Raw genomic sequence first — 26289 nt, 5'->3', positions numbered from 1 at the left:
AATAAACGATGGTTACCGCGCAAACCGCCTGGAGCACCGACGTGCTGAAACGCCTTGAACCGAAAGTGGACCGCATGATGGCGCAGCTGCAAGGCAAAATCCCACACGACACGGGCAATAACGGCATTTATGCGAGCAAAACCTCGGACTACTGGACGACGGGCTTCTGGCCCGGAATCCTCTGGATCATGCACGAAATGACGGGCAAGGAATCGTATAAGAACGCCGCATGGCCCTGGGACGAGGAATTGGAGCAATGGTTCGTCAAACCGTCGGAAGAGCTGCACCATGACGTCGGGTTTCAGTTCCTATCGACGGCCGTCATCAAATACAAGCTGACGGGCGACGCCGACGCGCGACGCAGAGGCATCGAAGCCGCGAACTTCCTCGCAGCCCGCTTCAACCCGGTCGGCAATTACATTCGCGCCTGGAACGCCGATCTCGCCGGCTGGGCGATCATCGACTGCATGCTCAACATTTCGATCCTGTTCTGGGCCAGCGAAGAAACGGGCGATCCGAGGTACAAGCACATTGCCGTCAAACACGCCGAAACGACGATGAAGCACGGCGTTCGGGAAGACGGCTCCACGAACCACATCATTTCCTTCAACCCGGAAACGGGGGAATTCATCGAATCGATCGGCGGTCAGGGCTTGTCCCCAACGTCGACCTGGAGCCGCGGCAACGCTTGGGCGCTGTACGGCTTCATCAACACGTACCGCTATACCGGGGACGGGCGCTTCCTGACCGTCGCCAAACGGGTCGCTCACTATTTCATCGCCGCGCTCCCGGACGATTACGTGCCTTATTGGGATTTCCGCCTTGAGCCTGGCGAGGAGAGACAGTACCGGGACAGCTCCGCCGCGTCCATCGCCGCCTCCGGCTTGCTGGAAATTGCCGACAGCGTACCGCTCGGAGAGAAACAACTCTATGCGCGCGCAGCCGAACGTATCTTGAAATCGCTGACGGAGAATTACGCCACATGGAACGAACCGGAGCACGAAGCGATCCTCAAACGCGCGACCGGCAGCGGCAACAGCTTCATCGAGACTTCGCTGATCTTCGGCGACTATTACTACGTGGAAGCGATCGCCAAGCTGAACGGCTGGAAGAGCCGCATCTACTAAGGAGGCCGATCGTTCATGACCCGGCTTGCGGGTATTGCGCCCGTTCGGAACGGCCGGACCTTCACCTTCGTGCTGGATCGGCCGCGGCTGCTCGCCATCGAGGTGAACGGCGACCGGTTCCGCAACCTGCATCTGTTCGCGAACGAAATCGAGACCGCTCCGCCCCAGCCCGAAGATCCGGACGTAAGGCAGAAAGTCCCTCAACTCGGCTGAAATTGCAAATGTTCGGCGGAATGCTTGAAGTAGGAAGCGAAACAACAAAAGAACCCCGAAACCCGGCGACCGATCGCCGTTGATCCGAGGTTCTTTCTTTTTTTCGCCAAGACGGCGCCGACCCGAGCTTACTTCGTGCCGGATTGGTCGTGAGGCACCGTTACGGTTGCTGTTGTTACCGCAACATTGCCCGCACGATCCGCAGCCTTGTACTTGATCGTATAGACAAGGGGCTCCTTGCCTTTGCTTTTATGGGCCAGCAGCTTGAATTCCTTATCCAGGGTGACGAACTCGGCCTCTTGAACCATGGAAGCGTAATCGCCGACGACTACGTTCGGCGTAATGGACTCCAGAACGACGGACTCCACCTGGGACAGACCGTCCGATGCTTCCACCCGTGCCGTCACCCGGACAAAACGGTTGTTGGCCGGCCACAAAGTTGCAGGGTCAAGGGTAACGGTCAGGGTCGGCGCAACCGTATCGATGGTCAAGCTTCTGTAAGCCCACTCCGACCAGGCGCCCAGGGAATCCTTCGCTCGGACCCTGATCGACCAATGCCCGTCTTCCAATGTCCCCATTGAATAGGAAGCGTCTGCACCCGCCAGCTCGCCGCTGTCCTCTCCGACCGTGGCCCAATTGTCATTGGAGGCTTGAACCTGATAGGCGGTTTGCGTATCCGCGATATCGGTATCCTGGTACGTCCAGGTAATCAACGGACGGTTCAGACGAATCGGCTGGCCGTCCTGATACGAGGTAATCGAGACGGACGGAGCCGCATTCGCATGGGACAGCATCGCGGTAAGGTAGATCATGGGCGAATTGTAATTCAAAGCCTGCTCGTTCGTTTCCCAGTCGATGGAAGAAGAGTTGTAAGCTTTCGCGTCGAAGGTATACCGTCCGTTGTTATTCGGTCCACCGGGCATATAGCCGTTCGGCATCTCGAGAATAAAGTCCTTGTTGTAAATATCATGGATGGTGGTCGTCACCCGGCGCTCTCCGTATCCGGTAATAAAGCTCAATTGCAGCGGGTTGATCCCGAGCAGATAATTCAGATCGCCGGCCGCTACCTTCAGGTTGTTCTCATCGAACAGGCCGAGAATGCGGCTGCCGATGGCCAGGCTGACCGGAACGCTGGCCACATTGGAGTTGGCCCCCCAATAAAAAGCCGTATTCGTGGAATTTCGCCATACGGCGAGATCCGTACTGGTATGGATGACCTCGCTTCGCCATGCTTTGAATTTCTCGGCAAACCATGCCTTGACGGCGGCATCCGGCGCCATCCCGCTCAAATAGTGGTAGAAACCGATCTTCTCCATGCCGCCGATCCCATGGGAAACGTCGGCGGAATCGAACGCGGAGCCGAAATCCTTGTAATGGGAGACGACGTAATCGCCATAGGCTTTCTCACCGGTTGCCCGGTACAGCGCGGCTGCTGCATAAAAGCGGTCGTTCGCGTCGTCATTATCATTGTACGGACCGTCCGGCTGGGCGATGAATGCCGGATGGTTCGCGAGGAAGTTCCATCCGCGGATGGCGGCGGTCTTCAACGTTTCGGCATAATCCTTCAACGGAGGGATATCCTTCATGACGATATACGCATGAGCCAGCGCTCCGACGGTGTCGGCGGTTTGGGCCGTCGGGATGATGCTGACGCTTCCCTTGCCGTCCATGACAAAGCGGTTGGGCGCCGGATCCCGGTTGACATACGCGTAAAATCCGCCGGTCGACTCGTCCTGCATTTTGAGGAAGAAATCGGTTTCCACCTTGATCTCGTCCAGCAGGTCCGGGACGCCGTTCCCGCTCTCCGGGATGTTCAACTGATTGTCCGAGAATTCGCCCGGATAGCTCTCATACGCCCAGAGGAGATCGGATACGGCTGTCGCTCCTGCCGTGACGTATTTGCCCAAGTCTCCCGCATCCCACCACCCGCCGGAGACGTCCCTCTTGATCTGCGGATTGGACTCCAGAGGCAGGTTGGCGTCATCCTTGTTTCTGCCGATCCTGGCGAAGATGCCTGCATGGTCGGCGGTCAGATCCACATTGGCCCGCTGGTAGTAAAAGAACTTCTGTACGTCCTTGGCGAGCGAATGATAAACATCGTCGCCGATCCGAAACGGTACGGATGAATCGCCGATCCCATCAACCGTCAACCTATATTCGCCCTCATCGGTCAAGCCGGAGAAGTCCGCCTTCAACACCTTCTCCCCGGAGGACGGATCGTACGCCTTGACCAAGGACAGCGTGCCGGAGTAGGCGATGCTGCCGTCGGATGCTTTTCTCACCTGGAAAGGAGTGCCGGGCATCGCGCCGAGCTCGTTATAATAGCCGCTCACCAGAGCGTACTTCTCTCCGCTCGTCAGGTAACCAACCTGATTCACCTTAATCGGGGCATAGCTCGCCGACTTGTCCGGCGATTGGATCACGATGTTCGCGATCCAGAAGGTCACCGGGGTGTCATTGCCGGTTAGCTTCAGAAGCTGCACTCTGGATCGCTCGAAAATGCCGTTGGGGTCGACGATATCCTTCAGGGGGATGGAAAAATGCTTCCATTCGGTCGTAATGCCCGTCACGGGGGTCAAGGCATCGACGGAGGTTTCCGCCGGATTATCGTCGGCATCCGTGTAAAATTCGCCGTTAACCTGACGTTCCGTTACGACGTCCCGGAAGCCGATCGAGAAGGTTTCTCCGCCTGCCGCCCCGACCGCATCGAATTCCAACGTACCGTTCGCGTAATACGGGCTCAAGTCGAACGTTTGCCAGCCGTTCATGACGTATTGGGCAGCCCACCAGCCGTTGGTTTCAATCTTTTTGGCGGCCTTCTCCTGATAGGTGTCATCGGTTACCGTATCGCCGTAGCCCCATCCGTAATCCTTGATCGGGAGATCCTTCAGCTTGTTCCAGTTTGCTCCTCCCGGAGGCAGATAAGGATCGGTTACGCTGTCTGCGATCAAGGTGTCCGGCCTTGAAGTTACGGTGCCTCCGTCAGCCGCTGATACGGAAAACGCATACATCGGCAAAAGCGACACGGCCATGCACAAGGAAACGATTCGTTTCGTGAAGCGATCGTGCTTCTTTCTGACTTTCAAATCATTCAACTCCTTCTGGATCGAGTAAAATTAAAGCGCATACATAATTATCGATGGAACGAAGGCCATAAAACACCTCATAGATTAGCGCTTTTTTCATCGCATAATTTGACTTTGCTTGCCTCGCCAGATAGCCGAAATTGCGAGCGCCCGGGGCAGCGTGCAAGAAAAAGTGACAGGAGCCCGACGGCATCGCCGTCAGGCTCCACGTTTGCACCCCTCAATTTCGGTTACGGTATTTCAGCGGCGTCGTGCCGACGACCTTCTTGAACACTTGAATGAAGTACGACACGTTCGGCATGCCGACTTCGGCTCCGATCCGGTCGACCGGCAGCGAGGTCGTCTGAAGCAGGCGGCACGCTTGCTTGATCCTCCTCGCCGTCAGGTAGTCGGTCAGGCTGCTTCCCGTCTCCTGCCGGAACACCCGCGAGAGGTAAAATTTCGACAAGTGCGTTTGTTCGGCGATCCGCTCCAGGGTAACGTCTTCCCGATAATGGCTTTCCAACCACTGCATGATCGTTTCCGAATAGCGGGAGGGCCGGGGCGGCACCGGCGTATGGCCGTCAGCGGGCCGCATGAAATCCAGCAGCTTCAGCAGCAGAAGAGCAGCCTCTTCCCGCCGCCCCTCGCCCCCCCCTTGCCCCATCCCGCGCACGAACTGATCGAGCGTATGCTCCAGGAAATCGCCCTCTCCCTCCAAATCGAACGCCTGCTGCACCGACTGGCCGTCCAGCAGCTCCCGGAACCGCCCATGTCTCGCGGGAAACAACCGAAGCTCCTCGCTCAGCATGGCGGCGTCGAAATGCAGGATCGACCGGACGTAAGGCGTTTCGGGACTGACCTCCGCGTACACCTTGTGAAGCTGGTACGGCTGGAACAGGTACAGCATCCCTCGCCGGATTTCGTAGGTCCGCTGGTTGACGATAACGCTTCCCTTGCCTTCGTGCACGAAGAGCATTTCGCTGCATTGATGCCAATGATAGTACCCGGGAAAACGGTCCGTCGTCCTCGCCAGGTGGGTCCACGCCAGCGGCCTTCCCTCGAACTTCACCGGGTCGAACAACAAGTTCACGCAGCCGAGCCTCCTCTCCCCTTAATCATGCAACGAAGGAGAGGGATTCGGCAAGTCATGCGCCGGACCGGTTCCCGGCGCTCTCAGCAGCCGTACGCTTTCCAAGACTCGATGCCGCTTCCGGCGCTCTCAGCAGCCGTACGCTTTCCAAGACTCGATGCCCGCTCCCGTCGCTCTCAGTAACCGTACACCCTCCAGGACTCGATGCCGGTGGAATAACCCGCTTTCGCCGTGATGTTCAGGCGGACTCGATGTTCTATTTCGATGACAACGAGCTGTCGCTAGGTGAGCGTGGTCTGCCGGCTCCTTTCTCCGCGCGGTCAATTGCCATGCGTGGCACACACAAGCAAAACGCCTGAAGGTATACTGACCGTTATCCGTATAAAGGGTTCCGAAACACGTTCCGCCAAATCATGAATTCCCTTTAGGTCTTAACAACGGGACTCCTTTGTTGGGAGTCCGTGCGGAATTGACAGTTTCTCGAAACCGCATGCCGGTTTCACCCAGCCGGTCAACTTTAGAGGGAAAACCTCCCTCTAATTCCGTTCATTTCGAGGATTTGGGGTATTTAGAGGGAAAACATCCCGCTAATATCGGTGAAAAACTGCAGTTGAGGGTATATAGCTGGAATTAGAGGGAGGTTTTCCTTCTAATCACGCGCGGGAGTCCATTACGCAAAAAATAGAGGGTAGTTTTCCCTTTAATCCCCTTGACTGCGCGACAGCCGAGCCACCTGAGGCACCCCGATCGATCGGAGTCCTGCCGAAATCAGGTACACGTATGATGCTCATGGGTCGTCTTATTTGGGTCTCGCGTGAATGCAATTCGAATATGTCGAATACGAACCGAAATCCTGACTAGGGACGCCCATAACACTCGGGCAGCGTCTTGATTCCGCCTGCGCTAACGAAGCCGCGATGCAATCGCGGCGGAACAGCGTGATGCCGCTTCCAGCAAACCACGGGCTTGAATGCAAAATAAAACATTCTTCAAAACGTGATTGCATCATTTTTCAAATCGTCGGATCATGAAACCTTAACGCACGCCCGAAACATACAAATGCAGAATGATTGAAAATAGCCCGCAATTCTCGAGGAATTGCGGGCCGTGCGGCCAATTGGCCAAGGGTATCTCAATACAGCGACAGTGCAAGCGTTCCCCGCTCCCGTTTCGAATAGAGAATCGCTTCCGAGCCTTCGATTTCGACGCTGTCCAAGTGGCTCAGAAAACGCTGGACAAGCTGCCTTCCGGTTTTCCATTTCCGTTCCAGAACTTCCTTCAGGGCGTCGATCGTCCCTCGTCTGTCGTCCATGCAATAAACGGGAATGACATTGTCGTGGAATTCGATGATTACCTTCTTCACGGGTTTATCCATGCCGGTCACCTCGTAAAATGGAGATATCGGTACATCCGTCCGACGGTAGACTCAGCTTACCATCGTTAGTTAAAAGCAAGCTTAAGAAATTGTGAACAAAAAAAGAAAACCTTTGAAAACTTATACGAGCCTCGTCTACAAAGGTTTCGCGCTTCGGTTGGTTAATCCTTCTTCAACGATTGCCGGATGAGCAGGTTGCCGTGTCAGCGCCTTATCGCAAGGCCGGTCCGGCTCCTTTAGACTGGCGAACAGCATCCCCACGGCCCTGCGGCCCAACATTTCCTTCGGCACATGGATCGTGGTCAGCTCCGGCCCCTCCTTGAAAAGGATACCGCCCGGTGTCCCCGCAATATGTTTAGCTTGGTAAAGCTGGTGAAGGCTACGAAAATCTCGTCGGAAACGGACCGATCCCGGACCCCGATCTCCTGGACTTGTATGGTGCCGATTGAAGCTGGTTCTGTACGCAGGACAAAGAGTTCCTGATCGACGGCGTGAAGAACAACCTGGTTTGCAACCACGAGTGGGTACTCACGCTCGACGAACTCTCCGATCTGGGTATTCACGGATGATTTCCAGTTCTGCATTGCGTTTCGTGGTTATAACAGGCAAGCCGTTCATCTATTTATTAGGAGAAGCATAGGAAGTCCGTCATTCCGAGAGGATCGTGTCAGCCGTTGTTTCGGATCGGTTTTTCGGGGAGGGGAGGAACATGAACTCGATTAAGGCAATCGTATTCGATGCATATGGCACCCTGTTCGACGTGCATTCCGTCATCCCGAAGATCGAAAGTTTTTTTCCCGGTCAAGGAAAAAAAATCAGCGAAATTTGGAGGCGGAAGCAGCTCGAGTATACCTGGCAACGGTCCTTGATGGGACGTTACAGGGATTTCGGGAAGGTGACGGACGATGCCTTGGCGTTTACGCTCAAATCGTTGGGATTGCGCGCCGATGCCGAAATCCGATATGTGCTCGTTAATGAATACTTAGTTTTAAAGCCTTTTCCCGAAGCTGCGCGCACGTTGCACGATCTGCGGCGGCATAAGACGCTGGCCATTCTTTCCAACGGTACTCCCTTCATGCTGCAAGGATTAGTGAATCATGCGGGATTCCGACCTTTTTTTTCGGCTTTGATAAGCGTCGACACCATAAAAATATACAAACCTTATATGGGAATTTATCAGTTGGCTCCCTCGATTCTCGGAGTCGGAAGGGAAGAAATTCTGTTTGTGTCGGCCAATTCCTGGGATGCGGCAGGCGGAAAAACGTTTGGCTTTCCGACCTGTTGGGTCAATCGGTTTCATGGGACCTTCGATGAGCTCGATGTGACCCCAGACCTGATCGTCAGCAGCCTGGATGAACTGATCACTTTTCTTCCTCAAGTCGATTTGTGAACGCTATCCCTTTCGCTCAGTTCGATCTGTGAACGCTATCCCTTACGCTCAGTTCGATCTGTGAACGCTATCCCTTTCGATCGAACTGTGAACGCTATCCCTTTCGCTCAGATCGATCTGTGAACGCTATCCCTTTCGCTCAGTTCGATCTGTGAACGCTATCCCTTTCGCTCAGATCGATCTGTGAGGGCTCTCACACTCAGTTCGATGTTCCCGTGCGAAATTCTTCGCCCATTGCTGCTTCCCATCCGACAAAATGTCAACAGGTCCTCCCTTCGCCCGTCGCTGCTTTCCGTCCACAAAATCGCATCTACCCCTTTCGCCCTCGCCACTCCCTACAACCCTAGGAACAATAGACGAGCAACTAAGAGCCGAAATACAGTTATTCTTCAAAATTTCCTCCTCTTTTCGAAGACTAAAGCCAAAAATACAGTTAGCAACCTTCCAATCGGACCATTTTTGGTGTTCTTTCGAAAAATAACGGTATTTGCGCTCTTACTCCCTACAAACGTCCACTTTTATTAAGAATAACTGTATTTTTGCTCTTAGATCAGGTTTCAGTGCGACAGTTGGTTGGCGGTTGGTTGACGGTTGGTTGGTGGTTGGTTGGCGCTTGGTCGGTGGTTGTTTGACGGTTGGTTGGTGGTTGGTTGGCGGTTGGTTGGCGGTTGGTTGGCGCTTGGTTGGCGGTTGGTTGGCGGTTGGTTGGCGGTTGGTTGGCGGTTGGTTGGCGGTTGGTTGGCGGTTGGTTGGCGGTTGGTTGGCGGTTGGTTGGCGGTTGGTTGGTGGTTGGTTGGCGGTTAGTTGGCGGTTGGTTGGTCCTTATTTGGGCGGGTTTCGGGGGCTTGAGGATGTAAGTTGTCGCAGGGATAAACAGACCCGCTGCCCCTGCCGGTCACGCGCGAACCGACGGAAACGCAGAAAAGTCCTGACTCTTTCCGCGAAAGAGCCAGGACTTCTTCATGAGTGGAGGGAATTTGCGATCTCTTCGCAAAGCGAAACGTCAATGAGAATCATAATAAATCCTGAACAAAAGATCCTGATCGTAGTTGCCGAACCCTCTGCCGAACAAGGTGAGTCCGCCCCGCCCCCGTGCGGTATCCTCCGCCGACAACCGGAAAGACCACGAACCGGCGCTCCAATCCAAATCGTGGATTTTCACGTCGGATATGCGCTGTCCGTCAATGAACGTACCGTTCGCATTGATCCTAAGCACCTTCAGAAGCCCGTGCTGGTTGACGTCCGGCGCCCACCATTCCGGCGTCAGCCTCCCCCTTCGCTTCCCGAAGTCCCCCGGACTTGTCCACTTCCCCAAATAAACGCCGTTCATGGAGAAACGGATGTCGGAAGGCCATTGCTCCTGAATATGGGGCGCTTCCGATCCGATTTCCATCGAAACCTCGATTTCGATCGGCCTCTGATTCTGATAGAGGTAGTTGGGTACCTTATATTCCACATGCCCCAGGGAGAACCAGAGGATGCCGGCCTGAATGCGTTCCGGATCCATGAAATACCGGGGATCGTCGTATTGCCCGATCAATTTCTCCACGGATGCGAGCCCGCACGTGGGCATCGCTTGAATATCCGTATAATGGCCAACCGGTATGGAGATTTCGACCAGCTTTCGGGTTGAACTTCTTTCCGGGGACAGGTTGATTTGCAGATGAAACGCGGAAAGCGAACAAAATTTATACGTTCCGCCTCCGATTCTCCGGTTTCTGGCGCTGACGATCCCCGCTTTCTGCAGCTTGCTGACATGGACGCTTACGATCGCGTTGCTGAGGCCGAGCGCTTCCGCCAAATCCTTGATGCTCTTCTCCTCATGATGCAGAAGCTCGATGATCCGAAGCCGGACCTCGTTTGCCAGCGCTTCAAGTACCAATAAGGATTCCGAATCGGTCGACAAATGCATGTGGAATAGCCTCCTGAAAACACGTGCTTTCTGTTTTTAAATTTAGCATATTGATTATTTCTTGGCCATGTGATTATTATATTGTAGCTCATAACCATTTTAGATTTCGCTTTTCAATTAATTCAACTGGAGGGAAATCCATTGACACTGCAAGCATCCATGGTCGTCGACAAGGACTTCATGATCGCGGAGACGGATCCCCGAATTTTCGGTTCCTTCATCGAGCATTTGGGACGGGCGGTTTACGGGGGCATTTATGAGCCGGGCCATCCCACGGCCGATGAGAACGGCTTTCGGCGTGACGTATTGGAAACGATCCGGAAGCTGCGGGTTCCGATTATTCGCTATCCCGGCGGAAATTTCGTATCCGGCTACAATTGGGAGGATGGCGTCGGCCCGAAAGCGGACCGCAAGCGCAAGCTGGAGCTCGCGTGGTGGACGACGGAAACGAACGAGGTCGGCACGAATGAATTCGCCGATTGGGCGAAGCTGGTCGGTGCCGAGGTCATGATGGCGGTCAATCTGGGAACCCGGGGCGTCGATGCGGCAAGGAATTTGGTCGAATATTGCAACCATCCATCCGGTTCTTACTACAGCGACCTTAGAATCTCCCACGGCTACAAAGAGCCCCATCGCTTCAAAACCTGGTGCCTGGGCAACGAGATGGACGGCCCCTGGCAAATCGGCGCCAAAACCGCCGTCGAATACGGCCGGCTGGCCAACGAGACCGCCAAAGTCATGAAATGGGTCGACCCGACGCTGGAGTTGGTTGCCTGCGGCAGCTCGACCAGCGGAATGTCAACCTTTGCCGAATGGGAAGCGACCGTATTGGATCTGACGTATGACCAGGTCGATTATCTGTCTCTGCATACTTATTACAACAACAATGAGAAAGATTCGATGAACTTCCTCGCGCACTCCATGGACATGGATCAATTCATCGGAAGCGTCGCTTCCATCTGCGACTATATCAAAGCGAAAAAGAGAAGCAAGAAGAAGCTCTACCTGTCCATGGATGAATGGAACGTGTGGAATACGATCGGCTCCAGCCGGGCATCCGAACGCTGGCAGGTAGCGCCTCCGGAGTTCGAGGACACTTATACGATGGAGGACGCCCTTGTCGTCGGATGCTGCCTGATTACCTTGCTTAAGCACGCCGATCGGGTAAAGATTGCCTGTCTGGCACAGCTCGTTAACGTCATCGCCCCCATTATGACGGAGAATGGCGGACCGATGTGGCTTCAAACCACTTTTTACCCTTATCTGCATGCCTCTCTGTACGGCAGAGGAACCGTCCTGCAGCCTGTCATCCGTTCGCCCAAATACGACTCCAAAGACTTTACCGACGTCCCTTACCTGGAAGCCATTAGCGTGTATAACGAAGAAGCCGGAGAGATCACCTTATTTGCCGTCAACCGGCATTTGAGCGAAACCTTGGACTTGGATGTCAATTTCGGCAGCTTCGGGAATGTGCGGCTGGTCGAGCATATCGTCCTTGAGCATGAGAACATCAAAGCCGCCAACACGAAAAGCCGCCCGCAAGAGGTTCTTCCCCATGCAAACGGCATGACGCGAATCGATGGCGGCAAAGTCGAGTCCCGATTGTCCAAGGCTTCATGGAACGTCATCCGGTTGGCTGTCTTACCGGAATAAGTGTCGAGTTATGTCTATGCCATTCCCGCCAACTGGTGGGATTTTTTTTATGAAGCTGCGTAATTTGCGGCGATGATCGAATGGTTGCACCGCTTCGGGAGTCAGGCCAGGAAAGGATGCGTATGGTTCGCGATCTCATGTCCTTCCGCGTGGACCGCCTCGGCCGTTTCCGGGTTCGGGCCGTCGTCGAACGTGAAGGCGACGGCCCGCTCCTCTCTTCTTCGTCCGATAGCCTCGTCTCAGGTTGCAATTACCTCAAGACAATCCCGGATAATTTGGATAACCTCATCCTTCTCGACTAGCAAGGTTTCTTTGTCAAAGCGGTTATTTTCCAGATCGGAAACGACCAAGCCCAGGATCCCAACCGAGTAAACCATGGAATACAGATGGTAGCCGTAAACAAACTCGCGGATCGTGAGGGGGATGCTCCCCGATCTCTGTCTGTAGTAGGCATCCAGAACATCGAGCCGGGTTCGTCGATCGATTAGAATCCGGTAGCGCGGCGTTGCCATATCCAGCAGGGTATAGAAATCCCAATAGATCGAATTCAGCTGGATGAACTCCCAGTCTAATATCGCAAGATCGCCGCTGGAGCGGAGCAAATTCAGGCAGTGGAAATCCCCGTGGCAAACAACCTTTTCACAAGGAAAAACGCCGTTCAAGTTTTCGATCCGCTCAAAGAAGGCGGCAACCTTCTCCGGGTTCATTCCGATATCGAGCAACAGCTTCTCGTAGTAAGCCCTTCGTGCCATAACCTCGCTCATGGCATCGTCAATGTAAGGCATGAAGCTCTTAAACGCCGAAGGAACCGCGGATGCGGGCAGTGTATGCCACGCCGCCATTTTTCTTGCCGCGGCAATTCTTGTATCCCGGTCGAAAGAGGGAGGGGCGCTGCCCATATCTTCATAAATCATCCAGTAGATTTGCCGTTCCTCGTCGATGCGATGAGCAAGCAACCCGGGCGTCCGCACATCCGTCAGGTGCGGTTTGATGCGCTCTTGAAACCAAATCTCAAATTCAATCGGTTCCTTCTCCGGAGCGGGTTTGAAAATATAACTTCGAACGGCGTCTTGTTCCTGGACCCACAACCTTTGCAGGCTGAGTCTGCCGACGTTTTTCTGAGCGCTTATCTCTTCCGTTTGGAGAAGCAGGGCCGCATTCAATTCACCGTTTGGTAAAACCAAACCTCCGACATCACCCATTTTGGATTGCACCGTCCCCATCGCGTACCCATCGGGAAATAATAGGCTTACCATCCCACACGATTCGGCTGGAAGCCTCTCTCTTTTTGACATCCGGTTCCTCGAGAAGGAGGAGGAAATTTTTGGTCGGCAGCTTGCCGAGGTTATGTTTCCGAGACAATTTATCCAGGAACGGCTCCATGTTGGAAAGAGAGCCGGATAAATTGTCCCCTTCCGAAGCAAAAGCGTAAAGTACCCCGGCAATGGGGACCCGTTTTACTTGATGATCCGCGGCTACTCGCAAGAAAAAATCCCAATCCCAATAATGGTACACGTCCTCATCGAATATGCCGATACGGTCATGGATTTCTTTCCGATAGAGGCAGCCGGAGGGCACGAAAGTCGAGAACTTCCTCATCCCTTCGATGCTGAATTCATAAGCGAATAAGGTTCTCTTGACCGGCAGCCTCACGAGGCCATCGTTCACGAATTCCACGATCTCGACGTCCGAATAAACAAGATCATGCCCCTCGATTTCATGCAGCATACATTCGATATGGGTTGGCATCAGCAAATCATCATCGTCGCACAGCAGAATATTATCGCCGGCAGCCATCCTTAATCCTTCGTTTCTTGCGGCTACATGCTTCACGTTGGATTCCATCTGGAGAATCTTGATGTCCAGCTCAGGATAAAGAGATAAGATGAGATCCACGGAAGCCCCATTATCGTTAATAATGATGACTTCGATATTCGAATAGGTTTGACGAGCAAGACATTCCATCAACTCGCATAAGGGTCCGAACCGGTTGTAGGTAGGTATGATGACCGAAACCAAAGGATTCATCAGGCGCTCCATCCCTTTTATCCAGTATGCTTCAAAAAAGAGTCTACGGTATCAAATGAAAAATCTTAATCTGAGCAACAACCCCATTTTCTACCTCAAACAACAAATGGTTGTACTTCTCCTCGTTTACGAATTCATACGCACAGTTAGATGGATCGGTTCTTCCATCAGCCGCAATCTTGACGCCGGGATATGCGTCAGTAATTTGATTCAAGGTACTGCCGATTTGTATTCCTTTTGTAGTCTGATAATTGCGTTTAGATATAACCATTGTCATAATCCAAAAAATATTTTCATTTTCCTTGGGGGAAAATAGTTCCATCTCAAGTCCATCATACGTAATTTTTTTCAACAACGAACCTGTAAACCCATCACCTTGCAGGGTCTGAACACTTTCGGCAATGGGTTTGCCAAGTAATCCTTCTAAGTCAACTTGGCTATTCAATTCTCTCAGTGAAATTTCTTTCCCTTTGACGATTATGGCAAAGTCATTCGGGTTCGTTTCAGAACTGTTCTTCACCATCGATGCGGAATTTGTAGGTGGGTTTGAATGGTTTTCTTCTTTTGCGGCTTCATTTGTACTTGTACAACTTACTAATAATATAGTGGAGAGAAGAATAATGACCCTATATCCCTTCATGATTCTCCCTTCCCTTCTTAATATGTTCTTAGTTCTCCGTCTTTGCGGAATAACCTTCTTCACGCGATGGCCCATTCTCCAGCAACATCGTACACGAGAGATTTCATTTTATCGTTATACGAATCAACATGCCTTATAACTTTTACTATCGACAATGTTAAATCCTGATGATGATTTTTACGATAAGAAAACGCCTCGTTGAAGAGGCGGCTTATTTCAGTTAAGTCTTCTTTTAAACGTTACTTACTTATTACCGAGCTGTTCCGCCAAACCGATTAGAAGTCCTTCAATTCCACGAATGTAGCAGAGCCGATACGAGTCCTCGTACTGAACCACTTCGCCAACGAGCCGAGCACCATACTTAATGAGTCTGGATACCATTTCGTCAATGTCTTCAACGGTGAACATGACGCGGAGATAACCGAGGGCATTTACAGGAGCAGTTCGGTGATCTGATATAACAGGTGGGGTGAGAAATCGCGAAAGTTCAAGTCGGCTGTGGCCATCTGGTGTAACCATCATCGCAATCTCTACACTCTGTGAACCCAGCCCGGTTACGCGACCAGCCCATTCACCTTCAACCGTAGCTCGCCCTTCGAGCTTCAAGCCAATCTCCTCGAAGAAAGAGATTGCGTCATCAAGGGATTCTACAACGATGCCAACATTGTCCATTCTAAGTAATTTGTTTTTTGCCATCGTTTTATCTCCTTATGTGTACAAATTTAATACCTAATCATCTTTATATTTCTTCCAAACGATTAACATCTTGTCACAGTTAATGATAACAAAGATAAGTCTCAGTATAGTAAAATGTGAAATTTAGCTGGCAAATATGCCGATCAATTAGGCTGGATTACGGCTTGGAAAAATTTTGGTGATCGAAAGTGCGGGATCCTGCTGGAGGCTGAAGTGAAGGTGTGAATAAGGCTGGAGATTTCAAGGGTGATTTCCCGTGTAATATCCAGCCTATAGTGGGTTCATCAAAACGTGGAAGATTATTTAGGGGACGTGCCGCGAGCTGTCCATCTGGGTTTCGACTTGCTTGCGAGACACCCGATTCAAATTCGTTATGAAGAACGTGACCAACCCGAATTTTGTTTATCGTAGGTTACAATGGTGGTGTCAAGGCCTGCAATCAGGGTAAAACTTGATCGACTGGGCGAGCCGGAAATGTTGGAAGTCTGTTTTCCCACTAATTACCTGGAATGCCTGCTATGCCTGCGCGCAACCGCTGACGCTGCACTTCGAACAGCAGAACGGTCGCGGCCATCGCGACGTTCAGCGATTCGGCCCGCCCCGTCATCGGGATGATGACGTTATCGTGTACGTGCTCGCTCACCGCAGTGGACAACCCGCTGCCTTCGCTGCCGAACACGAGCCACACGCCGCGGCGGAAGTCGTACTCGTAGCAGGAGTGCGCGGCTTGCAGGCTCGTCCCGACCACACGCATCCCCCGTTCCCGGGCCGCCGGCAGCAGCTCCGTCAAGTCCCCCTCCACGACGGGAACGTGAAACAGAGCGCCCATCGACGCGCGGAGCGTCTTGGCGTTGTACAGGTCGGCCGTGCCCCGGCCCAGCACCACGGCCGTCGCTCCGGAAGCCGCGGCGCCGCGCACGATCGTGCCCACGTTGCCGGGATCCTGCACGCCGTCGAGCACCGCGACGAGTCCCGCATCCGCATCGAAGAGCTTGTCCGCGGCCAGCCGGCGTTTCTCCGCCACCGCGAACACCGGCTGCGGCGTCTCGGCCTGGCTGCACCTCGCGATCACTTCCGGCGACACGGGGACCCAGGAGGGGCCGGCCGTTACGCCGCCTACTGCCGTCCCGAAACCGTCCTCCGCCCATGGCGCCAACTCGTCCGGTATCCCGGCCCCGGCGTCGTACGCCACGTGCAAGAGTGGCCACTCCGCCTGCAAGGCTTCCTTGACCAAATGGATGCCCTCGAGCAGGAACTTGCCTTCCCGCTCCCGGTATTTGCGCTCGGTCAGCTTCGACCATTCTTTCACGCGGGGATTGGCGACGGAGCTGATGTAGGCTTCATGCTTCGGCATAGGCCTGCTCCAGCTTCGTCAATTGGTCGTTGCGCCCGACGATGACCAGGATGTCTCCCGGCTCCAACGACTCGTCCGCCCGCGGGGTAATGTTCATCTGCTCATTCCTCTTGACCGCCAATACGTTGCAATTGTACCGGGCCCGGATGTCCAGCTGCTTCAGGTTTCTGCCGATCATTTCGGACGGAATCTTCATTTCCACGATGCTGTATTCGGGAGACAGCTCGATATGCTCGAGGATATTGGGAGAGATGAGATGGTGGGCGACGCGCAGTCCCATGTCCCGCTCCGGGAAGACGACCTTGTCCGCCCCGATCTTGTTCAGCACCTTGCCGTGCAGCTCGTTCTGTGCTTTGACGATGATATTCGGAACGCCCAGATCCTTCAGGATGAGCGTCGTCAGGATGCTCGACTGGATGTCCTGCCCGATGGCGACGACGACGACGTCGAAATTGCGGATCCCCAGCGCCTTGAGCGCTTCCTCGTCCGTCGAGTCCGCCGACACGGCATGGGTCACTTGATGGGCGATATCCTGCACCCGCTCCTCGCTCTCGTCCACGGCAAGCACTTCATAGCCCATTTTCGCCAAGTAGGTTGCCACGCTGGAGCCGAACCGCCCCAGCCCGATGACCGCGTACTGCTTTCTGACCATCTTCGTCTCTCCTTTCGCCGCGACAATCCGTCCCTTTAAGGAGCCGTCTCCAGGAATTTCACGTCCGGCATCCGCTCCATCGCGGTGCGCATCGCGTATTCGTTCTCGAACAGCGCCACGTCGCCCCCGTTCTTGTCCTTGACCAGGGTGGAGTTGATCCGGAACTTGGAGGCGTCGACCTTATCCGCGACGATCCAACGCGCGAACTGGAACGGCGTGCGGTTCAAGATGATGTCGACGCCGTATTCGTTCTTCATCCGGTACTCGAACACCTCGAACTGCAGCTGGCCGACGACTCCGAGGTACGTGTCCTCGAACGGCCCGGTCGACCGGAACACCTGCACCATGCCTTCTTCCGTCAGCTGGTCGAGCCCTTTCAGATACTGCTTCTGCTTGAGGGCGTTCTTGATCGAGACTTTGGCGAAAATTTCGGGAGAGAACGTCGGCAGCTCGTCGAACACGATGCTGCTTCCTTCGCTGAGCGAGTCTCCGATCCGGAAAATGCCGGGATCGAATAAACCGATGATATCGCCGGGGTACGCGACGTCCACGATATCGCGGTCCTGCGCCAGGAACTGCTGCGGCTGCGACAGCTTGATTTCCTTGCCGGCCCGCACGTGGCGTACGGACATGCCCCGCTGGAACTTGCCCGAGCAGATGCGCAGGAAAGCGAGCCGGTCGCGGTGCGCCGGATTCATGTTCGCCTGGATTTTGAAAATATATCCCGAAAACTTCTCGTTCTCCGGCGCCACCGCTCCGTCCGTGCTCTTGCGCGGCGTCGGCGCGGGCGCGAGCTGCAGGAAGTTCTCGAGGAACGTCTGCACGCCGAAGTTGTTGACCGCGCTGCCGAAGAAGACGGGCGTCAGTTCGCCGGCGCTGACTTTGTCATAGTCGAAAGGATCGCCGGCGACGTCGAGCAGCTCCAGCTCCTCGATCAGCTTGTCGGCGAGGTAATCGCCCGCCATTTCGCGGATAACCGGATCGCGGTAACCTTCGACCTTGCGCACTTCGATCGTGGAATGGTCGTTGCCCTGGAACAGCTCGACCTGGTTCTTCATCCGGTCGTAGACGCCGCACAGCTCGCGGCCCATGCCGATCGGCCAGTTCATCGGAACGGAACGGATGCCGAGCACCCGCTCGATCTCTTCGAGCAGATCGAACGGATTCTGGCCTTCGCGGTCCAACTTATTAATGAAAGTAAAAATCGGGATTCCCCGTTTGCTGCATACCTGGAACAGCTTGATCGTCTGCGCCTCGACGCCTTTGGCGACGTCGATCAGCATCACCGCGCTGTCCGCGGCGGTCAGCGTGCGGTACGTGTCTTCGCTGAAGTCCTGGTGACCGGGGGTATCCAAAATGTTCACTTGCTTGCCGGCATATTGGAACTGCATGACGGAAGAGGTAACGGAAATGCCCCTCTGCTTCTCGATTTCCATCCAGTCGCTCGTCGCGTGCCGGGCGGCTTTGCGCGCTTTGACGGAGCCGGCGATATGGATGGCGCCTCCGTACAGCAGCAGCTTCTCGGTTAACGTGGTTTTCCCCGCGTCGGGGTGGGAGATGATCGCGAACGTGCGGCGCTTGGCAACCTCTTGCGCCAGCTCTTCGCGAAGCGTTGTGCTCATGGGCGGATTTCCCTTCTCAATAAAAATGACCGCCAATATTATATCACATTTGCGGTCATCTGTTCGGAAAAGGGAGCAATCGAGGAAATTCGCCCATTTCGGTCTTTATTAAGCTTTCGCGTACACCGGTTCCGCGGCCTCTTCCCATACCGGGTATTCCGCGTTTATAACACAGCATAACTAAAGAGAGTCAACGAAGGCTCATCTCCCCGTTGGTCCCCTTACTTCTTCAGGGACCGGGGTGATGCGGAACCTATCTGCATCATTTTAGGAAATAGGCGAATTTATCGCGCATTCCGAATGTCTTGTACCAACTTCTCGTATTCCGCTGATAATTTGATCGAACGTACCCTTTTGGCGTCATGATCGCGCGGCTCAATGAATCCTTCTTCTCTCCAATGACTTACCTTTTCCCTTATGGAACAATCTTACAAATGAAGCACTTCTCTCATTTCGCTTGTCGTTAGGGTGTCTTGTTTAAAAGTCAATTGAGCGAAAACCATTCGTTGCTGTGGGTCAAGCTTTCGAATCAAATCGGGTTCGATTTTCGTCATTTGGGCAGATTTTTCCGTTACAATGGCAGCGGCTTCTTGAAAAACCTCCGCCAACCCATCAATAAAGAATTCCAGCCAAGGCGTCAAGTCAGCCGCATTCCGACCAAAATAATAATTGTGATGAAGTCCCAACTGGAGTCGGCGATAATATTCTGCTAAGTTGCGGTCGTAGAAATTCTCTAGTACGAATAAACCCTTTAAGCCTCCGGCGAGTTCACCCAGGCCACCAAATCCTCCATTAATACTGGGACATCATTCCATTCAGGCGGCAAATAAAAACCGGAAGCATTGCGGCTGCCAACTTGATTTTGTTCCTCGCGATATTCGCTGATACGTGGTCTTCGTCCATGTGATAAGCGAATAATAGCATGCAGCTTTTTAATTAATTTGAATATCAAGTTGCCTCAGCAAAGTCTTTCACAGCGAACATTTGTTTGGAGCAATTAAAACAAATGTTCGGGAGTGATCGATATGGCTCAGCAAGAAATCATGACATTGAAGAAATTCCAAGACAAGTTCAATTCGGAACAGGCGTGTCATGATCATTTATTCCAGATGCGCTGGTTTATTGGCGGTACGTTTCACGGATTGTTGTTTAATCGTCTTTTATCCGCCTGTGTTTCAACAGACACCATTACTTACCAAGAACTTACAGCCTGATGAGAAGCGGAGCTAACTTGATATTCAAATGAAAAGACTTCATACAATATATATATTGTATGAAGTCTTTTTTAGCTGAATAATTTGAACTAGACCTTATTTTCTTATGCTTAATATCCTATTGACCTGTAGCTTGGGACAACAAGTATTGAGCATCCCGGATCAGTATATCAGCAGCTTCCGCCGAAATATGCTTACCGCTTTGCGCCTTCACTTCATTCACCAAGGCAGTCAGAGCATTCGAATTCAACTTGCTTTGCAAGCTGTTTGCGATACCTGCATTATCAATCCATCCGGCATTCTTAAAGCTTGTTACCATGTCCTTCAGGGATTGAATACTGGTAGTAATCTGGAATACGATTTCTTTAGTGCTAATATTTCCTGCCAGATCACTTGCTGTTACGGTAAAGGTATGTGAACCGAGCGGCAGCGTATAAAGCTGTATAGCAACTCCTTGTTGCACAGCTTTCCCATCCAGCGTAACTGTAGTCTTGCTGGCGTCAACCCCGGAGAACTTATCATCCAGAGTAATAACAGGTGTAATATCCGAAGAATCGTTGTATGTGCCATTCACTACATCAGTAGCCGTAATCGTCGGGCCAGTCAAATCCAGTTTGAAGCTAATGGATTGCACTGTTTCTACATTTCCCGAGATGTCCGTCGAACGGTAGCTAACTGAATACAGGCCATCTGTATTCAATGTGAATGGTGCCGTGTAGGTTTGCCATGTACTTCCATCCAGACTATACTCCGTCTTTGCTACAGATGATGAATTATCATTTGTAGTTAAGCTGACTGTCACACCCGATGTATACCAGCCTTCATTGCCGTTTGGTGTTGCCGGATTTATTGCAATTGTAGTTACAGGAGCAGTATTTGGTGCTTCTCCTGTTACATTAGATCCGGACTTAGTTAAGATGTAATTAACTGTTTGCCCATCATAGAATTCAAAATAGAACTTAATTTTTCCATTTTCCTGCATATTATGCGCATATTGAAAGAAGTTAGAATTGATATTAATTGTATTATTATTATAGTCTGCAACGACCTCACTCCATCGACCATATTTTAACCATGGCCACCAGGCGGAGAGTTCACCTACTCTTGAGCCGTCAGTGCCATCAGCATTTACATTTACTGAATAAGCACGTCTTAATTTTGCTCCATTAAAGTCAACCGGAATTTTAACTCCAGATGTTGTTCCAGTACTTGATTTGAGCACAGGGCTTGAGTATTTTATTAAATATTGATGCCAATCAGCACCTGCTGAGAATTTAAAAACCAGATCGGATATGTTGCCGTAATTGCCAACTCCCAATGCATTGAATTTACTATTTACATAAGCCTTTGATAGAGTAACAGTGGCGGTTGCTGCATTATAAGTATAATCTGTTCCTGCAGTTAAGCCGTTAATGCCGGTAAATGTATTGCCATTTAGAGTAAGAGGAATCTGTACGTCATTATCAACTGGCTTTGAAAGATATATTTCATTTAAACCTGTTGAATAAGATGAACGTTCTCCTTTATTAGCTGCATCCAACACTGCTCCAACTCCAGGAAGAGTTGTCTTCCAAGTAAAATCAACTCTGTTAAGAATGTCGACATCCCACAACATCGGAGCTGCTTTGTATTGCGCTGCCTTGGCGTTCACATCCTCAAAATATTTAAGTTGCTCCCCCTCTTGCATATCATAAGACATCAAGGCATATTCTCCGATTATAACTCCGACACCCTTAGAAATTAAGTTATTGTTTATTTCATCAAAAAATACTTGATCTCCTACTCTAGGCGTATAACCGGGCCTATCGCTAAAAAGTTCTTCATCAAAGCCAGTCTTACCAATTTGTGCGGCAAATACCCAGTCACTATACCAATGTACCGTAGCAATAAGGTTTGGATCATTCTTAGCAGAAATCCAAGAATATGTCGCTGCAGTCTTAGTATAATTTGTCCACATGGCAGGGATTACAATCATTCTTGTTGCATTGTTTCCACCTGAGTTACGAATAATATCATATGCTGCTTGATTTGTCATATCCAATTTATCTTGTGCGCTAATAGTAACTTTTCCAGCCGAATCCTTTTCATCTTTGAAGCTAGGCTCATTACTTGTCTCAAAGCACACTTGATTTGGTTCGTCTTTAAAGGTATCCGCAAGCTGTTTCCAAAAATCTTCAAACATTAGAAATGGCGCTTTCGTCATATCTCCATCAAAATAATCATCACTAAGAAAATTCCAAATATCATGAATAGGATCAAGCTGAACATAAAGGCCTGCAGCAACAGCCCAATCAACGACTTGTTTGTATCTTGCAAGTCTTGTTTGACTGATTACGTAGTGCCCGCTGCTATCCTTTATACTTCCTGGAGTTGAAGAAAATGGTATACGGACGCTATCGAAGCCTTTGGCTTTAAGTGTTGTAAAAAGTTCCGCAGTTACCACTGGCTGTCCCCAGGTTGTCTCGCTAGAGTTAGCCGCATCACCCCAAGCAATGGCTTCAAGGGTATTACCCAAGTTCCAGCCTTTCCCCATTGCATCAATGTATTGTTGAGATGCTGTTTCGGTGTTTACTGTTTCTGCTTTAGCTGGTATATGACCGAACAAAGTTGTTAGTGCTACTGTACTCGCCATAGCCAGTGAGAGTAGCTTTTTGGTTTTTTTCATTACTAAGATCCTCCTTTAATTTTATTAAGTAATCTGAACAATCAGAAACGGTCATTGTAAGTCCTTCTTAGATTAGATAGGAATCTTAATCATAAAATCATCCTCCTTCATTCTGCCGAACTTCGTTTAATTGAATTACAAAGCCTTTGCGTGAATACTGTAGCATCCGCGAAGACGTTTTCACAGATAACGATTTTCATTTTTCTATAACAAATTAAATATGTTTACTTTATTCCCATAAGCTATTATTAATTAATTTGAATATCAAGTTGCCTCAGTGAGCACTATTAATACGAACAAGCGTTTGGCATAATGAATGCAAACGAATGTTCGGGAGTGATAGGTGTGGCACAGCAAGAAATCATGACGCTTAAGAAATTCCAAGAAAAGTTTGAGTCCGATCAAGCTTGTCGTGATCATCTGTATCAAATCCGTTGACCAGATGGTTTTAGCTGCCCGAAATGTCAGAATGCCTCGTACTATTTTCTGGAGACGCGAAAGCTTTAACAATGTACGGCGTGTAAGCATCAAGCTTCCGTTACGGCGGGAACGATCATGCACAAATCGCACACGACGCTGCTGACATGGTTTTGGGCAATCGTTTTGGTCGTCCACGACAAGCGAGGCGTATCCGCGACCTACATCGCCCGCGAGCTCGAATTGACCTATCCGACAGCATGGCTGCTGCTTCACAAAATCAGAAAAGCCATGGGCGATCGTGACGCCAACTATCAACTGACCGGTTTGGTTGAACTAGACGATGCCTTCTTCTGAGCGTCGACTGAAGGCGGCAAGCGTGGTCGCGGCACCGATCAAACTCCTGTCCTTGTAGGCGTTTCGCTTCGTTTCGGGTTTTAGCGGTCGACCAGCTCGTACATCGAAGAAATCGCCTGATCGTAAGTCATTTCATAGGCACTGTCCGCGTTTAGAAAAAACCGATCCGGAAACCATTCGATCAAATACTGCTTGGACCTTGCGCGGAAACGTCGATGGAAAGGCAGTCCGGCATAAGGTCGGCAGAGTCATTCTGCCAGAATCGGATTGATATACGTTCCCTTGATCGCCTTTCACTTGAATGTCAAGGATTCTCGCTCCAGTTAACCAGCCATCATTCGGAACCAACCGAGTGACACCGGCCCATCCAAGATCAGGTACACGTCGCGCCGACCGGAGACGCCTGTCAGCCCGAAGGAAAGGCTCCGCCATTCCTGTTCTCCGCCTGCCGGAATCTTGCACTTGCCTGCGACCGGACCGTCTGGTCCGTCCAACCGAACTTCAACCTCCGCATTCTCCACGGCGGCGGCCCGCAACTCGATCGCGGAGATGCCTGTACCGAGTTCCGCGTCATGGAACGCAAGCCAGCCCCTTTCGCCGTTAGCGACGGCGGCGCTTCCGCCCTCGACGCAATCGCCGAGATGAACGCACTGGTACGCATCGTAGTTCGCGGCCCTGGTCACTTTCGTGAGGTCGCGCGGCGGAATCGTCTCACCGGAGACCATGAGACGGCCTTGAAGCCGTAGATCGCAGGAGGAAGTGCCGAGCATGACCGTGTATGCTCCACCTTCAACGCAGAATCGGTCGCGCGTCACGTCCCAGATGGCCAGCGAGTCAAGCTGCAGACGGAACGTCACCTCCGCCGACTCTCCCGAAGCCAGAGCAATCCGCTGGAAGTCCGCCAGTTGAAGGCGCGGGCGCTTAACCCTGGAGGACTCTGCACGTACATAAAGCTGCACGACCTCTTCACCCTTACGGTCGCTTATGTTCGTCACGCGGCAGGCAACCAAGACTTCCGTATCTGTCCCAGCCTGAACGTGATCCGACGACAAGTGCAGTGCTTCGTAGCGGAATTCGCTGTACGAGAGGCCGTGTCCGAACGGATATAGCGGCTCGCCCTCGAAATACTGATACGTTCGGCCGCCACGAATGATGTCGTAGTCCATGAAGGGCGGCAGTTGATCGACGGACTTGTACCACGTCATGTTCACGCGGCCTGCAGGATTAGTATCGCCGAACAGAACGTCCGCAACGGCACGGCCGAGCTCCTGGCCCGCATGCGACGTGTACACAATCGCCGGCGCCTTCTCTTGTAGAGCGTTCAGGGCGAACGGATAGCTTCCGACGACCACTACGATCGTATTCGGGTTCGCCTCAATTACCGCAAGCGCCAGCTTTTCCTGCGATTCCGCCAGCGTGATGTCGGGCCTGTCCATCGTCTCCTTGCCGTTGATCAGGGGATGATTGCCGACAAACACAATCGCCGCATCGGCGCTGCGAGCCGCTTCGACAGCCGCATCAATGCCGCTCAACACACGTTCAATCTCGAACGTGTCGGCCTGCAATCCAGCACCCGAACCGCCGATCTCCGCTGCGCCTCCGACGTTGATCTCGTTCGCGGTCTCGGCCGCACGGCCGTCACCGACGAGCAGCTTGCCCATCTCTTCGTCGACCGTTACGGGCATGCCATTCCAGGTAGAGATGGTAAAGAGCGAACTCCCCGGATCTACGGGTTTTACCTGAAACACTTCCTTCGTAAACCATCCCCAAATGAGATGTGCCGACGCTTGCAATGTCTTGTCATCCGTCGTCAGATAGCGACCGTTACGTTGTGCAATTAACGTGTGGCTGCCTGAGCCCCAATCCGTTATCTCGAACACGTCGCCTTCTTCCGCCCTCGCCGCGTCGGCTGAGAGCGTATTCTTCTCGTCGTCGCCGAGCCGGACATACTGTCCGCTGCGGACAGCCTTTATGCGCACGAGATCAGTGCCAAAGGAGCAAGTCATCTCGGCGCCTGTTTTCACCGCCATCCTCTCGCGGATTCCCTGCAGCGGCGTAATCGCATAAGGTAGCGTGCCGCTGTACCCGTCGCGATAAACGATATCGGCAAGCGGGCCGATGACGGCAACATTGCTCAGCTTGTCAGCCTGCAGCGGCAGCGTCCGCACATCGTTCTTGAGCAGTACGACGGCTTTCTGCACCGCCTCCCGAGCCAGCTCCGCATGCTCCGCCCGGAGGATCGCCGATTCGTCGATCTCAGCATATGGATTCCGTTCCGCCGGGTCAAACTCCCCAAGCCGGAACCGGACGCGAAATGTGTTCCGAAGAGCGGCATCAAGATCCGTCATTGGAAAGCTTGGTCATATTACCGCCGCCGGTATGCAAATACCGGTTGCCTTCTTGGTCGGCCACGTGCCCCGGATCGATCGCTTCCAAGCCTAACGGGACAGGCTCGCTCCATGGCCCTTCGGGTGCCGGCGCAGTTAGCGCCACGATTTTCCCGTCCACGGGCACATAGATATAATACAAGCCCTCATGAGCAATGAAATCCGGTGCCCGGACATCCCCGATATAGCGATCCAGCGCCTTGCCAACCGGACGCCAGTTGACCAAATCCTTCGAATGCCAAATCAAGAGCCCGGGGGCGAACGTAAAGCTGGAATGCGTCATGTAATAGTCGTCGCCTACTCGCAAAACGGAAGGATCGGCATAGTCCCCGGCTAACACCGGATTCCGATAGGTACCATCCCCCAAGTCCCCTTTTCTAATATCCTTGGTCATCTCGTCTTTCCTCCTATTTCAGCATTTCAACATGA

The 26289-nt window shown here is 52.4% G+C and carries 18 protein-coding genes and 3 pseudogenes; 6 read left to right on the top strand and 15 right to left on the bottom strand.

Features of this window, described 5'->3' with window-relative positions; genetic code table 11:
- Positions 1–8 precede the first annotated feature (8 nt).
- A complete protein-coding gene (locus GE107_RS14215; RefSeq protein WP_219640642.1) occupies positions 9–1127 on the top strand; it encodes a glycoside hydrolase family 88 protein in 1119 nt (372 codons plus the stop codon).
- 15 nt (positions 1128–1142) lie between these two features.
- On the top strand, positions 1143–1340 hold the full coding sequence (locus tag GE107_RS14210) for a hypothetical protein (protein ID WP_219640641.1): 198 nt from the start codon (positions 1143–1145) through the stop codon (positions 1338–1340).
- Between the two features lie 128 nt (positions 1341–1468).
- Here the strand turns inward: GE107_RS14210 and GE107_RS14205 are convergent, their stop codons facing one another.
- The 3 genes from GE107_RS14205 to GE107_RS14195 form a co-directional block, all read right to left on the bottom strand.
- The gene (locus tag GE107_RS14205) at positions 1469–4426 is read right to left on the bottom strand and encodes a glycoside hydrolase family 9 protein (RefSeq protein WP_370636422.1); all 2958 of its coding nucleotides are present in this window, start codon (positions 4424–4426) and stop codon (positions 1469–1471) included.
- A 220-nt stretch (positions 4427–4646) separates the two neighbouring features.
- The gene (locus GE107_RS14200) at positions 4647–5498 is read right to left on the bottom strand and encodes an AraC family transcriptional regulator (RefSeq protein WP_219640640.1); all 852 of its coding nucleotides are present in this window, start codon (positions 5496–5498) and stop codon (positions 4647–4649) included.
- A 1132-nt stretch (positions 5499–6630) separates the two neighbouring features.
- Positions 6631–6873, bottom strand: a complete 243-nt coding sequence (locus tag GE107_RS14195; protein ID WP_219640639.1) for a 3-dehydroquinate dehydratase — start codon at positions 6871–6873, stop codon at positions 6631–6633.
- 709 nt (positions 6874–7582) lie between these two features.
- Between GE107_RS14195 and GE107_RS14190 the strand changes: the two genes are divergently transcribed.
- Positions 7583–8263, top strand: coding sequence for a haloacid dehalogenase type II (locus GE107_RS14190; protein WP_219640638.1), 681 nt, complete (start codon positions 7583–7585; stop codon positions 8261–8263).
- Positions 8264–9266: 1003 nt separating this feature from the next.
- Here GE107_RS14190 and GE107_RS14185 read toward each other — a convergent pair.
- Positions 9267–10175, bottom strand: coding sequence for an ArsR/SmtB family transcription factor (locus GE107_RS14185; RefSeq protein WP_219640637.1), 909 nt, complete (start codon positions 10173–10175; stop codon positions 9267–9269).
- Between the two features lie 159 nt (positions 10176–10334).
- Here GE107_RS14185 and arfA point away from each other — a divergent pair, with 159 nt between their 5' ends.
- Positions 10335–11828 (top strand): arabinosylfuranosidase ArfA, encoded by a 1494-nt coding sequence (gene arfA / locus GE107_RS14180; protein WP_219640866.1) that lies wholly within the window; start codon positions 10335–10337, stop codon positions 11826–11828.
- Between the two features lie 239 nt (positions 11829–12067).
- On the opposite strand, the gene GE107_RS14175 is transcribed toward arfA, so the two are convergent.
- From GE107_RS14175 to GE107_RS27420, 8 genes and pseudogenes are all read right to left on the bottom strand, one after another.
- Entirely contained in the window at positions 12068–13123 is a 1056-nt protein-coding gene (locus GE107_RS14175; RefSeq protein ID WP_219640636.1) for an aminoglycoside phosphotransferase family protein, read from the bottom strand.
- A complete protein-coding gene (locus GE107_RS14170) occupies positions 13023–13856 on the bottom strand; it encodes a glycosyltransferase family 2 protein (protein ID WP_219640635.1) in 834 nt (277 codons plus the stop codon). The genes GE107_RS14175 and GE107_RS14170 overlap by 101 nt, the downstream gene beginning before the upstream one ends.
- A 43-nt stretch (positions 13857–13899) precedes the next feature.
- Complete coding sequence (locus GE107_RS14165) at positions 13900–14496, bottom strand: hypothetical protein (protein WP_219640634.1); 597 nt, start codon at positions 14494–14496, stop codon at positions 13900–13902.
- Positions 14497–14739: 243 nt separating this feature from the next.
- Positions 14740–15192, bottom strand: coding sequence for a VOC family protein (locus tag GE107_RS14160; RefSeq protein WP_219640633.1), 453 nt, complete (start codon positions 15190–15192; stop codon positions 14740–14742).
- A gap of 496 nt (positions 15193–15688) precedes the next feature.
- On the bottom strand, positions 15689–16546 hold the full coding sequence (locus GE107_RS14155) for a TrmH family RNA methyltransferase (RefSeq protein ID WP_219640632.1): 858 nt from the start codon (positions 16544–16546) through the stop codon (positions 15689–15691).
- On the bottom strand, positions 16533–17198 hold the full coding sequence (locus GE107_RS14150) for a potassium channel family protein (protein WP_219640631.1): 666 nt from the start codon (positions 17196–17198) through the stop codon (positions 16533–16535). Before GE107_RS14150 ends, GE107_RS14155 begins: the two co-directional genes overlap by 14 nt.
- 35 nt (positions 17199–17233) lie before the next feature.
- Positions 17234–18820 (bottom strand): peptide chain release factor 3, encoded by a 1587-nt coding sequence (locus tag GE107_RS14145; RefSeq protein WP_219640630.1) that lies wholly within the window; start codon positions 18818–18820, stop codon positions 17234–17236.
- Between the two features lie 262 nt (positions 18821–19082).
- A pseudogene (locus GE107_RS27420) lies at positions 19083–19763 on the bottom strand (Fic family protein); the annotation flags it as partial.
- Positions 19764–19845: 82 nt separating this feature from the next.
- Here GE107_RS27420 and GE107_RS14135 point away from each other — a divergent pair.
- A pseudogene (locus GE107_RS14135) lies at positions 19846–19938 on the top strand (IS1595 family transposase); the annotation flags it as partial.
- A 214-nt stretch (positions 19939–20152) separates the two neighbouring features.
- On the opposite strand, the gene GE107_RS14130 reads toward GE107_RS14135, so the two are convergent.
- Positions 20153–22699 carry a cellulase family glycosylhydrolase gene (locus tag GE107_RS14130; RefSeq protein WP_219640628.1) on the bottom strand — a complete coding sequence of 849 codons (2547 nt, stop codon included), beginning with the start codon at positions 22697–22699 and terminating at the stop codon, positions 20153–20155.
- A gap of 345 nt (positions 22700–23044) precedes the next feature.
- Here GE107_RS14130 and GE107_RS14125 point away from each other — a divergent pair.
- Positions 23045–23542 (top strand): annotated as a pseudogene (locus tag GE107_RS14125) (IS1595 family transposase); the annotation flags it as partial.
- Between the two features lie 254 nt (positions 23543–23796).
- Here the strand turns inward: GE107_RS14125 and GE107_RS14120 are convergent.
- Complete coding sequence (locus GE107_RS14120) at positions 23797–25821, bottom strand: glycoside hydrolase family 3 protein (protein WP_219640627.1); 2025 nt, start codon at positions 25819–25821, stop codon at positions 23797–23799.
- Positions 25808–26254 carry a family 43 glycosylhydrolase gene (locus GE107_RS14115; RefSeq protein WP_219640626.1) on the bottom strand — a complete coding sequence of 149 codons (447 nt, stop codon included), beginning with the start codon at positions 26252–26254 and terminating at the stop codon, positions 25808–25810. Before GE107_RS14115 ends, GE107_RS14120 begins: the two co-directional genes overlap by 14 nt.
- Positions 26255–26289: the final 35 nt, after the last annotated feature.

It is taken from the genome of Cohnella sp. CFH 77786, from assembly GCF_019400745.1.
Lineage (GTDB): Bacteria > Bacillota > Bacilli > Paenibacillales > Paenibacillaceae > Cohnella.
This window is presented reverse-complemented; position numbering and strand designations above follow the sequence as displayed.